Origin of the sequence: Ochrobactrum teleogrylli, from assembly GCF_037482325.1 — a bacterium.
GTDB lineage: Bacteria > Pseudomonadota > Alphaproteobacteria > Rhizobiales > Rhizobiaceae > Brucella > Brucella teleogrylli.
Window position 1 is genome coordinate 1821032 of record NZ_JBBHKQ010000001.1, and the last position, 14165, is coordinate 1835196.

The following is a 14165-nucleotide window of genomic DNA, read 5'->3' on the forward strand; positions in this document are numbered from 1 at the left end:
CTTACTTCACTGCGCGACGACCGAATACGTTTTCGAACGCTTTGCCGAGCGCCACATCCATATCGCCCAAGGTCACGGGCAGGCCGAGATCAACAAGGCTCGTGACGCCGTGTTCTGAAATGCCGCACGGCACGATGCCGCCGTAATGGCCGAGATTCGGCTCCACATTGATGGCGATGCCATGAAAGCTGACCCAGCGGCGCAGACGAATGCCGATAGCGGCAATCTTGTCCTCGCACATGTCGCCATTGGCAAGGCGGGGCTTTTCAGGGCGCATCACCCAGACACCGACGCGATCTTCGCGGCGCTCGCCCTTCACGTTGAATTCGGCGAGGCTTTCAATGATCCATTGTTCCAGTGCAGCCACGAAAGCGCGCACGTCTTCGCGCCGGCGCTTCAAATCCAGCATCACATAGGCCACACGCTGGCCCGGACCGTGATAGGTATATTCGCCACCGCGCCCTGTGTTGAACACCGGCAGGCTGTCGGGCGTCAGCAAATCTTCCGCCCGCGCGCTCGTCCCAGCCGTATAAAGGGGAGGATGCTCTACCAGCCAGACAAGTTCGTTTGCCGTGCCTTCACGAATGGCCTGCACCCGCGCTTCCATGAAGGCGAGCGCTTCCTCGTAATCGGTAAGCCCATCCGCCACGAGCCATTCCACCGGCGGCGCATCGGCGTCCATAGGCAGAAACTGCACGTTGAGCGCGTCGCGTTGCGGCTTGGAGGAACTATCCATAAGTGAGGCAGAGTTGGTCATGATGGCAGCATATGGCGGTTTTCAGCGCCCGTTTCCAGATGTCAAAATGCCTCTGCTCTTCACTGAACCGCGAGCGGCACTTCCGTTTCGCAGCGATTGCGGCCAGCCTGCTTGGCCCGATAGAGCGCCTGATCGGCGGCGTCGACCAGATGCGTATAGTCCGGATGGCCGTTGAATGTGGCGATGCCGATGGAAAGTGTCACGGTGTCCACCGTGCCATTGGTCAGATTGAATGTCTGTTGCTCGACCAGCTTACGCAGCTCTTCGCCAATACCAAAGGCCCTGTGTTCGTCGGTTTCGACGAGCGCGACCAGAAACTCTTCCCCGCCATAGCGGAAAACAAAATCTCCCGGACGGCAATGGGCCAGAATCGTTTCCGCGACCTGCTGCAATACGGCGTCGCCACCGCCATGCCCATGGGTGTCGTTGATCTTCTTGAAATGATCGATATCAACCATCAAAATGCTGAGATCGAGTCCTTTCTGTGAGGCCATGCGGATTTCGCGGGTCAGAATAGGCGGCAGAAAACGGCGGTTCAGGGCGCGTGTCAGTGGATCACGGCCTGTCTCCATCGTTGCTGCGGCCTGAAACAATTCCGCCAGCAGAAACTTCGCTTCGCCAATCCTTGTCTGAAACTCGGCCATCGCAGCTGGAAGCTCTGCCGGGTCACTTTTGCGCGCCGCATTCAAAGCTGGCAATAATTCATAATCAATGAGGCTGACAGTCTGACGCAGGCGCTCAAGCGTTGCCGAACCGGAAAACAGCATGTCAGCCTTGTGCTGCAGCCACAGGCCGAAATCCGAGCTGCCGAGCAAGAGCAGTGGGCTGTCGTTGTTGCCATAAAGGTTGAACAACAGAGATTGGCTCCATTCCATCAGGGCGGCGCGTTGCGATTCCCGTTCGAGTGGAATGTCGTGGCTTAGCGTGAAGGCGCGATATGCTTCGTCCGTCTGGGCGCTTTTGCGCGCGTCTTTGACGAAGGCCTGACTCATGATTTCAATGGCAATATCGACCGCATTGCTGACATGCACGATCAGCCGAGCCAGCGCATCGCGCTCCGGCACAGTCTTCTTCAACTGGCGGATGATTTCGTTTTTCAGCAGCCGTGCGCCCTGCATGACGATATGGATCGGCACCTGAATACGCGCATGAACCTCGCCAATCTTGCGCTGTTCCTGCACGAAAGCGGCTACATCCGTGGGACGACTCACCAGAAGATGCACGAGCCAGTCGCTGAGCGAATGTTGCAGACGATCATGCACGACAGTTTGCGACAGGAAGACCGCCGCCTCGCGATTTTGCATCAGGCGGCTATAAAAGATGTCCACGAAGCTCTGTTTGTGCTGCTCGACCAGATCGGACAAAAGCCGCGACTGGTCTTCAGACAGGTGCGAGACCAGCTCTACCCATTCCTCTTCGGTCGCCCCAAGGCCTGTTTGAGATCCCCACCGCGTTGCATCGTTCAACAAGGCCGCACCACCCATATCCAAAATCCCGCCAAGCGCTGCCAGTTCCAGCAACCATCGTTACCGGCCAAGACCGGTTGAAATGGGGAACAGGATTCTGCAGCTTTCTTCAGGTTCTATAAGGTGTGCTCGGCGGAACTCAATGCCTTATGTCGTTGATGCGCGAATTTGCCTGCGAACGGCGCTGCTCGGGGAAATTCAGGGTCGAAAAAGCCATCGAAGCCGCTGTGGTGTTGTTTTTATGGTATTGGCCAGTTAATTTCGCCGTTTCATACTTCATAGTAAATTGCTGAAATATATGAGGTAAATTGCGTTCGGCTTGAAATTTGATATGATTGCTAGTCATATTCAGGGTGCATTCATGTGGGAGACTTCATGATGCATGCACCTGAAAAGGAGAAGCATAATGAAGAGCAACCTTACAAGTTTTTGGTCTGGCAAGGCATTGCTGGCCGGAACGATTGGCGCGACATTTCTGATCGGCGCCATCGCACCCGCAGCTGCGGCGCCGGTCATGCCTTCGGCTCCAGCTGTCGCCAACGAAAACATCCAGCAGGTTCGCGACCACTGGAGAGGCCGCGGCGGACATTGGAACGGTTACCGCCATGGACCACGTCCGGGCTGGCATGGCGGCGGTTATCGTCCGGGGCCGGGCTATTGGAACGGCCATCGCGGCTATAACTACTACCGCCATGGCTATCGCCGCCACAGCGACGGCTGGTGGTATCCGCTTGCGGCCTTCGGTGCGGGCGCAATCATTGGCGGGGCTATCGCGGCTCCACCGCCGCCACCTCCACCGGTCTATCGCGCACCGGCCTACAACACGTCTCATGTGGAATGGTGCTATGACCGTTACCGGTCCTACCGCAGCTCGGACAATACGTTCCAGCCTTACAACGGTCCGCGCCAGCAGTGCTATTCACCGTATCGCTGATAGATTCGACCTCTATGAATAGGAAGCCGCCCTTCGGGGCGGCTTTTCTTTTGCAAAGGCAGCTAAAAACCATCAGCTTGCGCTGATTGAAGCCAGTCTCGTTTCGCTATGGCGCGGGATTACGTGCAGTTGACAGGATTTTTTGAATTTATGTTGGAGAAACGTGATTTTATGGTGTTGACCATTCGAAAACTCGCCCTTATGTTCCGCCGCACTTCCAGGGACGATTTGTTCCTCAGGGAGCGCGTAGCTCAGCCGGTAGAGCAACTGACTTTTAATCAGTAGGTCCAGGGTTCGAATCCCTGCGCGCTCACCACTTTTCCAAGACCTTATTTGATCGATTCTCCGGTCTTTGGATCGATTTTGATTTCGACTTTCGCGCCGTTCTTCATGAAATACTCGATCTCATAATAGCCACGATCATTCCAATCGACTTCATCGACATATGACACGTCCGAGGTTTGCTCGATCTTCGAAATGATTTCAGAAAGTTTTTGACCTTCAGGGGCGGCGGCTGACGCCAGACCACAGGTTGTTGCAAATGCCAGAACGGTAAGCATCAAACGCATTGGTTCTCTCCATTTTCCATTGTTACATGGGGAGATATAGGCCCGCATTCATCAATGTTAAGAAACTAAATCCTCGGCACCTCGAATCTGGTCGCCTACGACCCTTCTTCCTCGACGGCAGTTTGTGCGATCTGTTGGGAACCGCTGTTGATCTGTTGCGCGGCAAGGAAGCCAAGCCAGACCGCAATGAGGCAAAGGATAACCGAAATGCCGATATTGAGCAGAGCTTTGCCGGCCTGGCCTGCTCGCAGGAGATCCAGCGTTTGCAGGCTGAATGAAGAAAATGTGGTGAAGCCGCCGCACACGCCGACCATGAAGGCGAGACGCCAGATTTCCGGCACCGCAAAGCGCCCCTGTTCAAGTGTCAGCGCACCAAAAAAGGAAATCGCAAACGATCCGGCTATATTGATGACGATTGTGCCCCAAGGAAGGTCGCGACTGACCGGCAACATCAAAAGCGCGAGCCAGTAACGCGCTACACTTCCGATTGCGCCGCCGAGCGCCACCATGATGGTTGCTTGCATAATTCACCTGTCAAAATTGCGGAACGAAATGCCTGCTGGAGAAAGTCGGGCAGGGATAACCCACAGCCCCGACAGCTTCCCGCTATCGAGGCATTGCGTTCCTGTTGTCAATTCGATCAGGAGTCATCAGCCAGAAGCGGCGGTTTCGGGAGAACCCCATTCCCATCATGCGCATCGTTTATATAGAATAGCCGCACGCCCCGTCAACGCGACTGGAGCTTCACAATCGCGCAACCCGATTCCGCAACGCATCGCTGATGCGATAAATAGTGGAGGCCGGTGCGGGAAGGGTACGTCGCATGAAAGCGACTTTCTTCAGGTAGCGTTCGATCTTCCAGGTGGCCCATGTTCCACCGCGGAAATAGCCCACATCACCGGCTTTCAGCGTTCGATGTTTTCCGTCGGCATCGGTGACATGCACCTCGCCTTCGAGAATATAAACCGTTTCATCCCAGCCGAAATACCAACGGAATTCGCCCGCTGTACAATCCCAGATCGCAGTGAAAGCCGCGCGGTCGCCGCTGGCGGATTGTTCGCATGAACGTGCCTTTGGCGATCCAGCCAGTATCCATTCAGGATTAATCGGCGCGGATTTCAGCTCCATGTCGAATGCATTATCGGCAATGAGCGCAGGCTTCGCCGGTGTGTTAAAAATATTAGGCTTAAAGACATTTGGCATAGTACGCGCAACCGCCATAACGGCTGTCGCCAGCATAAATTTCCAGGCCATGGTATCCCCCCGATCCACAATGGCCTGTTCTTAGTTGTAAATCGTCGGAAAAGTATTAATTCGCGAATAAAATTTGGCGCGGCGAAACCAGAAATACTGTTCCCAACGGCGCATTCCATGCTTCAATTTTATTGAACTTATGGGGCGTTTTAGCCAATGAAAATGAAAATAAGCTTGTGATAAGTGTGATGACGAACCCTCTGTCAGAGGGCATTGTCAGATCGATTTCAATAAGAGGCGCGCGAGCTAATGAGCCAGACGAAGCTATTTTCTCCTTTGGACGTGGGCGGTTTGCATCTGAAAAACCGCATTGTCATTGCCCCGATGTGCCAATATTCGGCTGAAGACGGCAAAACGACCGATTGGCATCTGATGCATCTCGGTAGTCTCGCTCAATCCGGAGCAGGGCTGTTGACGATTGAGGCAACGGCAGTCAGCCCTGAAGGCCGGATCAGTTATGCGGATGTCGGGCTTTATTCCGATGAAACCGAAGCCGCGCTGGAACGGACGCTCGACGGTATTCGTCGCTGGTCATCCATGCCCATCGCCATACAGCTTGCGCATGCAGGCCGAAAGGCATCCACTGATTTGCCATGGCAAGGTGGACGCCAGATTGCGCCGCAGCATGAGAACGGGTGGCAGACCATTGCGCCGTCAGCCGTGGCGTTCAATCCCGCTGACAATGCTCCGACAGCGATGGATAAAGACGAGCTGAAGCGCATCCGCGATGCATTTGTAAGCGCTGCCAAACGCTCGGCGCGGCTTGGCCTCGATGCAATCCAGGTGCACGGAGCCCACGGTTACCTTTTGCATGAATTCCTGTCGCCGCTCTCGAACAAGCGCGACGATGAATATGGCGGCTCGCTGGAAAACCGTCTGCGTTTTCCGCTGGAAGTGTTCGACGCTGTACGCGCAGCGTTTCCGGCAGATCGTCCGGTCACCATGCGCGTTTCCGGAACGGACTGGGTCGAAGGCGGTTGGGATATAGAGCAGACCGTGGCGTTCTCGCAAGCTTTGGCCGCAAGAGGTTGTGCAGCAATTCACGTTTCGAGCGGCGGCCTTGATGCGGCACAGAAAATACCAGTCGGCCCGAGCTATCAGGTGCCGCTGGCGCGCGCTGTGAAATCGGCTGTCAATATTCCCGTCGTTGCTGTCGGTCTGATTACCGATTTCGAGCAGGCAGAAGCCATTCTGGCCACCGGTGATGCTGATCTGATCGGACTTGCACGCACGGTTCTCTATGATCCGCGCTGGCCGTGGCATGCGGCGGCGCATTTCGGCGAAACCATTGAGGCGGCTTCCCAGTTTCTGCGTTCACAGCCGCGCCAGTTCCGCAATCTCTTCACACAGGCAAAGTAACGAACACCCGCCAAGCAGGATTCAACGGGGCAGCCTAGGCTGCCCCGATGGAAAAGCTATCCCAAGTGCATCATGCCGTTGATGAGGCATATCTGATTATGCTGCTTCCTGCAAAAGGGAGGCGAACACTTCAGCGGGTGTCTTGAATCCAAGACACTTGCGCGGGGTTGCGTTAAGATCATGGGCGAGGGCAGTCAACTGCGCCTGGTTGACCTGCGTCAGGTCAGTGTTGCTGGGTAAGTAGCGTCGGATGCGCTTGTTGATGTTCTCAATAGCACCTTTTTGCCATGGCGAGTTTGGATCACAAAACCAGCTTCTGGCCCCCATACCATCTTCCAAAGCCCTATACCCCATGAACTCGGAACCACGGTCAAAGGTAAAACTGCGGCGTGCGTGATAAGGCAGTGCTGCAAAGGTCTGAATGATTTTGTTCATGATAGGCTTTGAGTGCCGACTGTTGTTTTTGATGATGACGCAATAAAGACTTTTGCGTTCAACAAGCGTCATGAGATTGGCTTCTCCAAGGTCTCGCTCAAAGATAATCAAATCACCTTCCCAGTTCCCAAATTGCAGACGACTGCCAATAAAATCAGGGCGTTGATGAATGCGAAACGCTTCTGGAATGCGGGAACTGCGCAATCGTCTGGTGCCGCGTGGGCAGCGTTTTGTTCGCATCTCGGCAAGATGTTCATACAGCTTCAGAGCGTATTCTTCCTTTGAATAGATGAAGCGATAGATTGTTTCTGCACACAGACGTATCGCGCTCACACCATGGCTAACCAAATCGGCCGCAGATCTGTTCCGGCGACCAATGGGCTTCCAATTGTTCAATGACAAACTTGCGCAGCTCTGGATAACGTCTGAGCTTGCGCAACCGTGTTCTCCGGTCTTTGCTGATGTTGTCGGCAACAACGCTATGATAGCCATTATAGTCTGGTATCTCCGTGTCCCGAAAGCTGTTGCGCTTGATCTCGCGATAAATCGTCGAGCGATGACGACCCATCAGCCGCGCTATATCGCCGGGAGGGACTTTGAGCTGTTTAAGCTCGAAAAGACGGCGACGTTCACGCAAAGTGATCTGTGAATAGCAATTCGACATCCAATTTCCTCCATGGCTAACATCATGAATTCATTGGCATGTTGCAGTTTAAAATAGAATGTACCCCGACTGCCATGCTTGTTTTGGCAAGATAGGGATGCGCTATCTCCAGCAAGATAGAGATGCGACAGGTGCTGACGTTCAGCCCCCATTCCGAGAGGCTGGTCAGGGTTGCAAGCGAGGAATGGGGGCGGGTCGATAGGTGCCCTTCGGCTTTAGCTTTCTTAGTAACAATCATTCCGTCGCTTTGGGTCATGCACGACATCACCCGCCAGCTGAAGCTTCTTCGCCGCTCTGGGCAGCTTGCCTGCAGCTGGAATCGGATACCCAAAGCGACATTGAGGTGCATTGACGATCATTATTCGGCTGCTGTCCGCCTCATCAGTGCCTTCTCCCGGCGCGCGATAACGTCAGGATCGTTCATGTAAGCGGCGCGCGATTTGCGCTCGCGCTTCTGATACCCGTTCCCGACACTGCCATCAGGCACGCCAAACAAATGGTTCGTCTGACCTGTGCGACGGGGACCGCTCTGGCTGCGTTGCAGTTCCCGGCCTGCCTGCATCTCGGCCACAATCGAAAGCATGTCATCCAGTCGCTTGTTCTCGACAACAGGCGAGCGATGAACAGAACGAAGCTTGTCGAATGTTCTGTAGGGCAGGGTGTCCGTACCATACATGATCTCCAGACGGCCATCCGGATAGTCGCAGACAATCACCTTTTGTCGAGCCAGCCGCTTTGCAAACTCCGTCGGCTCCAGGATGAACAGCACCTTGTCGTAACGCAGTGTCAGTGTTTGCGACAGTGTCCGTACTTCCTTCCGGCACATCGCACCATCGATGTTCTCATGCGCGGCCAGCGGTCGATGCATATCCTTAGGATTGCGCGGCTCCTTGCCAAAACGAGCATTGAAGTCTGCAATATATTCCGGCGCATAAGCATTGGCTGCTTCGATCGTATCAATGCCGCGCAGTCGCAATTCCTTGACCAAACGATCCTGCAAAGTTCTGTTTGCCCGCTCGACACGGCCTTTGGCCTGCGGGGTATTGGCGCAGATAATGTCGATGTTGAGTTCATAAAGCGCCCGGCCAAACTGGGTCAGACCGCTCGTGCGATCCTGCTGCGAACCATGGGTCGTGCGAAACACACCATGCTTGTCACTGTAAAAGGCCAGCGGCTTGCCCCATTGCTGCAGGTAGGCCTTCGTCGCATGAAAATAATCAAACGTGTTCTCTGATCCAGCGAAGCGCAAATGCAGGAGCTTGCCCGTGGCATCGTCAATATAAACGAGGAGGGCGCATTTGGGACCCCGCTCCTCAAACCACCAATGATGCGAACCATCGATCTGTACCAGCTCACCAAAGCAATCACGCCGACCGCGCGGCTGATGCAGTTGTCGCTTGCGTTCGCGCCGTAACGTCCACAAACCCGCCGCCGTCATCCATTGCCGCAGCGTCTCCTTGCTGACCGAAAGCTGGTGGCGTTCGACAAGCTTCTCACAGGCCAGTGTCGGCCCAAAATCCCGATAATAAGCCCGGATCAAATCAAGCACCGCATTCCGGAAATCCTCGCTGTAACGACGATTGCTCGGGCGTCCGCGTCGTCCCGACATCAGACCCGAATGCCCAAGCTTGTCGTAAGCCTGTAAAAGACGATGGATCTGGCTGCGGCTGAGATCCAGCAATGCAGTCGCCTGGATAACCGTCAGACGACGATCTCGAATCTTCTGAATGACTTCCAATCTATTGAGTTCTTTCTGCGACATCGTAATCAAACAAGACATGGCAACTCTCTAAACGGATACGTGTGAAGAGCCGCCCAGTCTTCCTTTCCTCGTTCGATCTGAACAGGGCACGCGACCTAAAAATGTCGCATCTCTATCTTGCCCATCTGTCGCATCTGTATATTGCTGTTATATATGTCGATCACATAATTTACATTATGGAACAATCATGTTCATGAAACGGCGATGTGAAAGCACGTCCAGCTCCACGACTATTCGATGAACCAGACAATTACGCCAACCGTCATCAAGCGATCTAGCGTGGTTCAGTTCAACCACGCTGGATCGAAATGTCAGCGACGTCGCGCGACGTAAAGATGTCCGGGAACCGGCGATCCTTGTTCGCTACGCACGGTGATGTTTTCACAGCGGATGCAGTCCATGCCGTGCGCATCCAGCATTGCTGTCACGTATGATTTTGCATGCGCGAAACGCTGATAATCGCCGACCATAAACGCCCGGCCCGCAAAGCGCGTATCGTCCTGCGTTTCACTGGAGAAGCCAAAATAGCCGTCCGGCTCCAGTTGCGTCGCCACGCCTGCAAAGAACCGATCCAGTTCGCCCATATAAGGCAGCACGTCGGTTGCCACGATCAGGTCCCAGTTGTCCTCGGCTGTGGTTTCCAGAAAGCGTACCGCTTCGCCCACGAACAGCGCGTCGTAATCACCTTTTTCAAAAGCGACTTCGATCATGTTTTCAGAAATGTCCACACCGGTCTTGTGCGTCGCCATGTCGTCGAGCGCATCGGCGGAAAGGCCCGTGCCGCAACCAAGATCAAGCATACGATCACGATGAAACTCGTCGTCGATCTCCAGCAATATTTCGCGCAATTGCAGCGGCACGTCGTAACCAAGCTGGTCCACGAGAATTGTGTCGAACATTTCCGCGTGCTGGTCGAATAATGTTGCCACATAAGCATCTGGCGCTTTCAGTGGAACAGCGCCGCGTCCCATGCTGGCCAGCCGCACGGTAGCGCCGCCATGGTCGTCGGGATCGATGGCCAGAACTTCTTCATAGGCCTTAGCAGCGCCGTCGAAATCGCCAGCCTTTTCAAGCGCAAGCGCACGATCATAGGCTTCCGCCAGAGCGTCCTCATCGAAGGATTTGTCGTCGGTCTGCGCCATTGTCGTATGCCTTTTCAAAGTCTGATGGTCGTGCAGCTTATTTATGATCGGCCAGTTTTCGCGCAATCACCGCGCAAGCCATAAGCTGTATCTGATGAAACAGCATCAATGGTAGCACAATACTGCCCACATTGGCGCTCGCGAAAATGGCACTAGCCATCGGCGCACCACTGGCAAGGCTTTTCTTGGAGCCGCAAAACAGGATGGTTATGCAATCAGCGCGATTGAAGCCCAGTCGCTTGCTGCCGTACCAGGTAATCAACAGGACGGCAATCAGCAGCACGATGTTGACGCCGACCATCATCACCAGATCGTCCCAGGAGACCGATTTCCAAAGGCCTTCCACGATGGCTTCGCTGAAAGCCAGATAGACGACCATCAGGATCGAACCGCGATCCACGAAGCTGAGCGGCTTGCTGTTGCGCCGCATGAAATTGCCGATCCAAGGCTGCAGGACTTGACCCAGAACGAAGGGCAGCAGCAATTGCAGCAGAATAGATTCAAACGCATCAAGAGAGATGCCGCCTCCTCCGCTTTGCACCGCAAAAAGCAAGCCCACCAGCAGTGGCGTCAGAAACATGCCGAAAATATTCGAAGCAGAAGCCGAGACAATCGCCGCGGACACATTGCCACCCGCCATCGATGTGAATGCGATGGATGACTGGACCGTCGAAGGCAGAACGCAGATGTAGAGAATGCCGGTATAGAAGGCCGATTGTGCGAGGCCCGGAATAACCCATCCCGCTGTGAGGCCCAGAATCGGAAACAGCACGAAAGTGGACAGGAAGACCACGAGATGCAGCTTCCAGTGGGTGATGCCTGAAATAACGGCTTCGCGCGACAACCGCGCTCCGTGCAGGAAGAAAAGAAGACCGACGGCCACTTTTGTCGCCATGCCGAACCATTCGGCAAACTCGCCCTGTACCGGGAGCACCGATGCCAGCAGAATTGTGGCGATCAACATTGTGGTGAATTTATCCGGCAGGAAGCGCATTCTTTCGTCCAATCTTGTTCGGCGCGCCTTTTAGGAAATTGGGCGCCGTTTCGTATCCATGAAACAGGGATATTCAGGGACATAAGCCCATTTTGCGGGGCCTGTTTATTAAACGCATCGGGCCTGTTTTCAACCATTGGTGGATCGAAAACAGACCCGTCTGCTTCACTTTTCCGGGATTTACTTGCGATGAGCGCGTGACGCCGATCTATTCGTATCCATTGGGATTTTTTGCCTGCCAGTTCCACATGTCCTGACACATCTCGCGCAAGTTCTTTTCAGCCGACCAGTCGAGGAAATCATTGGCAAAAGTCGGATCGGCGTAGCATTCGGCAACGTCGCCCGGACGACGCGGTGCGATTTCGTAATGAATCTGGCGGTTGGAGACGTGCTCGAACGCCTTGACGACATCGAGGACGCTGTAGCCCTGCCCTGTGCCGAGATTGACGGCGAAGCATTTCGGCTCGTCCAGCTTTTTCAGAGCCTTGAGGTGTCCAGCGGCCAGATCGACCACGTGGATGTAATCGCGGACGCCCGTGCCATCCGGTGTCGCATAGTCATTGCCCCAGATGTTGAGCTTTTCCCGGCGTCCAGTTGCAACCTGGGCGATGATCGGCATCAGATTGTTCGGAATGCCTTTCGGGTCTTCGCCAATCAGGCCGCTTTCATGCGCGCCGACGGGATTGAAGTAACGCAGAATGGCGATCCTCCAGCTGTTGTCGCTGTTATAGAGATCGCGCAGCATTTCTTCGATGATCAGCTTGGTACGACCATAGGGATTGGTCGCGGAAAGCTGCTGGTCCTCGGTGATCGGCAGCTTCTGCGGATCGCCATAGACGGTGGCGGAGGATGAGAAGACCAGCGTTTTGACGCCGGTGGCCTCCATCGCCTGCAACAGCCGCAGCGTGCCCAGCACATTGCAGTCATAATAATGCAGCGGCTTTTCACTTGATTCTCCGACAGCCTTCAGGCCCGCAAAATGGATCACCGCCGTGCATTTGTGACGGGTGATGATCTGCTCCAGAAGCGCGCGGTCGCGAATGTCGCCCGGCTCGCGAATGGGCGCGCGACCGGTGATTTTTTCGATCCGGTGAAGGGCTTCCGGGTTACTGTTGTCGAAATTGTCGACCACGACCACTTCATGGCCTGCCTCGATCAGCTGAACGCAGGTATGAGAGCCGATATAGCCGGCACCGCCAGTCACAAGAATTGTCATTGATCAAGTATCCACTTGTTGAACATGCCGCCCCGATGTGCGATCCCGAGCTGACTATGCAAAATCGGCAACGGACTTCAACCCGTTCCAGATGATTCTTTGGGAGCAACTGGCAACGGTATTAACGAAGTTCGATGGAGCGCAGATGACCCCTTCCCGCAATATCGACCGCCTGCTCGAAATTATGGCCGCCCTTCGAAATCCGGAAACCGGCTGCCCCTGGGATGTGGAGCAGAACTTCCGCTCGATCATGCCATATACGCTGGAAGAAGCCTACGAGGTTCTCGACGCCATCGAGCGCGACGATATGGACGATCTGCGCGAGGAACTGGGCGATCTTCTGCTGCAAGTGGTTTTCCATGCGCGGATGGCTGAAGAGCAAGGCAGCTTCGATTTCGGCAATGTGGTGGAGGCGATCACCCATAAGATGATCCGCCGCCACCCGCATGTCTTTGGCGATGCGGAAGCCCGAAGCGCCGGTATGGCCAAGGGTTCGTGGAACCGGATCAAGGCGGAAGAGAAGGCGGAGCGTGCGGAACGCCGCGCCAATCTCGGGCTTGATACGAGCGAGAGCAACGGTTTTCTTGACGATATACCGAACGCCTTCCCTGCCCTCGTCCGCGCTTTGAAATTGCAGCAGAAAGCAGCAAAAGTTGGCTTTGACTGGTCTGAGGCGGCACCGATTCTCGACAAGATTTCGGAAGAAACCGCCGAGCTCAAGGAAGCGATGGCCGCACAGGACAAAGCCAATATCGCGGAAGAATATGGCGACCTGCTCTTCGCCATGGTCAATCTGGGCCGTCACCTTGAGATTGACGCAGAAACGGCGCTGATTTCTGCCAATGAGAAGTTCAAGCGGCGCTTCCATTTCATCGAAAAGACGCTGGATGAGGCAGGAAACAGCCTCGATTCAGCAAGCCTTGAGGAAATGGAAGATATCTGGACCGAAGCCAAGAAAAAGGGGCTTTAACAAACCCCTCTTACTTGTCTTTCCATTTTGGCCGGAACATCTGATAGACGCTCTCCGTCGTGGCGTAATCCATATAACCAAGCCGGGTTACCGGTTTTACCTTGGCGATATCGACAAGGCCGTCGGTCAGAATGCTTTCATCGATATGGACGCCGACGACTTCCCCGATGACCATATAGTTATTGGTCGGCTGGCCTTCCTTGTCCTGCAATCGCCGGATGTCCACGGCGACACATTCCAGTGACGCGTAGGCTTCCTTGACACGCGGAGCGGCGATGATTTTCGACGATGCGCGGGTCAATCCGGCATAGTCGAACTCGCTGACACCACGCGGTGCGTCGACGGATGACGCATTCATATGCGTCTTGAGATGGTCGCTCACCAGATTGGCCGTGAACTCGCCCGTTTCCTCGATAAACGTCACGCTGTCCTTGATGCCACTGGACGAAAACATCACCATCGGCGGCGTGTCGCAGATCGCGTTAAAGAACGAGTATGGAGCGAGATTGACCGCGCCGTCTTTCGAACATGTGCCGATCCAGCCTATTGGACGCGGCGCGACAATTGCCTTGAAGGGATTATGGGGCAGCGGATGCCCCTCTTTCGGCTCATAAAACATCGATATTTCCTTGTGTTAGGAAAT

Annotated in this window: 14 protein-coding genes, 1 tRNA gene, 1 pseudogene and 1 riboswitch; of the genes and pseudogenes, 4 read left to right on the plus strand and 12 right to left on the minus strand. The window is 54.7% G+C overall.

The genetic code is table 11. The features are described from left to right. Window position 1: 1 nt before the first annotated feature. Both lipB and WIX40_RS08520 read right to left on the minus strand, forming a co-directional pair. On the minus strand, window positions 2–736 hold the full coding sequence (gene lipB, locus WIX40_RS08515) for a lipoyl(octanoyl) transferase LipB (RefSeq protein ID WP_371834146.1): 735 nt from the start codon (window positions 734–736) through the stop codon (window positions 2–4). 80 nt (window positions 737–816) lie between these two features. Then, window positions 817–2277, minus strand: coding sequence for a GGDEF domain-containing protein (locus tag WIX40_RS08520; RefSeq protein WP_235942947.1), 1461 nt, complete (start codon window positions 2275–2277; stop codon window positions 817–819). A gap of 352 nt (window positions 2278–2629) precedes the next feature. On the opposite strand from WIX40_RS08520, the gene WIX40_RS08525 reads away from it, so the two are divergent. Together WIX40_RS08525 and WIX40_RS08530 are read left to right on the plus strand one after the other, a co-directional pair. After that, complete coding sequence (locus WIX40_RS08525; RefSeq protein ID WP_140023787.1) at window positions 2630–3157, plus strand: BA14K family protein; 528 nt, start codon at window positions 2630–2632, stop codon at window positions 3155–3157. 240 nt (window positions 3158–3397) lie between these two features. Further along, window positions 3398–3473 (plus strand) — tRNA-Lys (locus WIX40_RS08530). 13 nt (window positions 3474–3486) lie between these two features. Here WIX40_RS08530 and WIX40_RS08535 read toward each other — a convergent pair. The 3 genes from WIX40_RS08535 to WIX40_RS08545 all read right to left on the minus strand — a co-directional run bounded on the left by WIX40_RS08535 (window position 3487) and on the right by WIX40_RS08545 (window position 4980). After that, window positions 3487–3726 carry a PepSY domain-containing protein gene (locus WIX40_RS08535; RefSeq protein WP_121538348.1) on the minus strand — a complete coding sequence of 80 codons (240 nt, stop codon included), beginning with the start codon at window positions 3724–3726 and terminating at the stop codon, window positions 3487–3489. A gap of 95 nt (window positions 3727–3821) precedes the next feature. Next, entirely contained in the window at window positions 3822–4250 is a 429-nt protein-coding gene (gene crcB / locus WIX40_RS08540) for a fluoride efflux transporter CrcB (RefSeq protein ID WP_171318857.1), read from the minus strand. A gap of 110 nt (window positions 4251–4360) precedes the next feature. Then, window positions 4361–4423: riboswitch (Fluoride riboswitch) on the minus strand. A gap of 47 nt (window positions 4424–4470) precedes the next feature. Further along, complete coding sequence (locus WIX40_RS08545; RefSeq protein WP_339439819.1) at window positions 4471–4980, minus strand: cupin domain-containing protein; 510 nt, start codon at window positions 4978–4980, stop codon at window positions 4471–4473. 249 nt (window positions 4981–5229) lie between these two features. Between WIX40_RS08545 and WIX40_RS08550 the strand changes: the two genes are divergently transcribed. Then, window positions 5230–6339: an NADH:flavin oxidoreductase/NADH oxidase gene (locus WIX40_RS08550; protein ID WP_339439820.1), complete on the plus strand. Its 1110-nt coding sequence runs from the start codon at window positions 5230–5232 to the stop codon at window positions 6337–6339. Between the two features lie 96 nt (window positions 6340–6435). On the opposite strand, the pseudogene WIX40_RS08555 reads toward WIX40_RS08550, so the two are convergent. The 6 genes and pseudogenes from WIX40_RS08555 to galE all read right to left on the minus strand — a co-directional run bounded on the left by WIX40_RS08555 (window position 6436) and on the right by galE (window position 12552). Continuing rightward, a pseudogene (locus WIX40_RS08555) lies at window positions 6436–7438 on the minus strand (IS30 family transposase). 22 nt (window positions 7439–7460) lie between these two features. Further along, window positions 7461–7694, minus strand: coding sequence for a hypothetical protein (locus WIX40_RS08560; protein ID WP_339439821.1), 234 nt, complete (start codon window positions 7692–7694; stop codon window positions 7461–7463). Between the two features lie 102 nt (window positions 7695–7796). Further along, entirely contained in the window at window positions 7797–9218 is a 1422-nt protein-coding gene (locus tag WIX40_RS08565; RefSeq protein WP_339438206.1) for an ISNCY family transposase, read from the minus strand. Window positions 9219–9511: 293 nt separating this feature from the next. Continuing rightward, window positions 9512–10342 (minus strand): class I SAM-dependent methyltransferase, encoded by an 831-nt coding sequence (locus WIX40_RS08570; protein WP_109369088.1) that lies wholly within the window; start codon window positions 10340–10342, stop codon window positions 9512–9514. Window positions 10343–10379: 37 nt separating this feature from the next. Next, window positions 10380–11336: a bile acid:sodium symporter family protein gene (locus WIX40_RS08575; protein ID WP_109369087.1), complete on the minus strand. Its 957-nt coding sequence runs from the start codon at window positions 11334–11336 to the stop codon at window positions 10380–10382. Between the two features lie 208 nt (window positions 11337–11544). Next, window positions 11545–12552, minus strand: coding sequence for a UDP-glucose 4-epimerase GalE (gene galE, locus WIX40_RS08580; RefSeq protein ID WP_109369086.1), 1008 nt, complete (start codon window positions 12550–12552; stop codon window positions 11545–11547). Window positions 12553–12697: 145 nt separating this feature from the next. Here galE and mazG point away from each other — a divergent pair, with 145 nt between their 5' ends. Next, window positions 12698–13522, plus strand: a complete 825-nt coding sequence (gene mazG / locus WIX40_RS08585; protein ID WP_109370235.1) for a nucleoside triphosphate pyrophosphohydrolase — start codon at window positions 12698–12700, stop codon at window positions 13520–13522. Between the two features lie 10 nt (window positions 13523–13532). Here mazG and WIX40_RS08590 read toward each other — a convergent pair whose 3' ends face one another. Then, window positions 13533–14141, minus strand: a complete 609-nt coding sequence (locus WIX40_RS08590; protein ID WP_109369085.1) for a flavin reductase family protein — start codon at window positions 14139–14141, stop codon at window positions 13533–13535. Window positions 14142–14165: the final 24 nt, after the last annotated feature.

What these genes read in the sequence shown, in the direction of transcription:
- lipB (WP_371834146.1), bottom strand. Translation starts at nt 736, where the DNA reads ATGGATAGTTCCTCCAAGCCGCAACGCGACGCGCTCAACGTGCAGTTT.
- WIX40_RS08525 (WP_140023787.1), top strand. Translation starts at nt 2,630, where the DNA reads ATGAAGAGCAACCTTACAAGTTTTTGGTCTGGCAAGGCATTGCTGGCC.
- WIX40_RS08535 (WP_121538348.1), bottom strand. Translation starts at nt 3,726, where the DNA reads ATGCGTTTGATGCTTACCGTTCTGGCATTTGCAACAACCTGTGGTCTG.
- crcB (WP_171318857.1), bottom strand. Translation starts at nt 4,250, where the DNA reads ATGCAAGCAACCATCATGGTGGCGCTCGGCGGCGCAATCGGAAGTGTA.
- WIX40_RS08545 (WP_339439819.1), bottom strand. Translation starts at nt 4,980, where the DNA reads ATGGCCTGGAAATTTATGCTGGCGACAGCCGTTATGGCGGTTGCGCGT.
- WIX40_RS08550 (WP_339439820.1), top strand. Translation starts at nt 5,230, where the DNA reads ATGAGCCAGACGAAGCTATTTTCTCCTTTGGACGTGGGCGGTTTGCAT.
- WIX40_RS08560 (WP_339439821.1), bottom strand. Translation starts at nt 7,694, where the DNA reads ATGACCCAAAGCGACGGAATGATTGTTACTAAGAAAGCTAAAGCCGAA.
- WIX40_RS08565 (WP_339438206.1), bottom strand. Translation starts at nt 9,218, where the DNA reads ATGTCTTGTTTGATTACGATGTCGCAGAAAGAACTCAATAGATTGGAA.
- WIX40_RS08570 (WP_109369088.1), bottom strand. Translation starts at nt 10,342, where the DNA reads ATGGCGCAGACCGACGACAAATCCTTCGATGAGGACGCTCTGGCGGAA.
- WIX40_RS08575 (WP_109369087.1), bottom strand. Translation starts at nt 11,336, where the DNA reads ATGCGCTTCCTGCCGGATAAATTCACCACAATGTTGATCGCCACAATT.
- galE (WP_109369086.1), bottom strand. Translation starts at nt 12,552, where the DNA reads ATGACAATTCTTGTGACTGGCGGTGCCGGCTATATCGGCTCTCATACC.
- mazG (WP_109370235.1), top strand. Translation starts at nt 12,698, where the DNA reads ATGACCCCTTCCCGCAATATCGACCGCCTGCTCGAAATTATGGCCGCC.
- WIX40_RS08590 (WP_109369085.1), bottom strand. Translation starts at nt 14,141, where the DNA reads ATGTTTTATGAGCCGAAAGAGGGGCATCCGCTGCCCCATAATCCCTTC.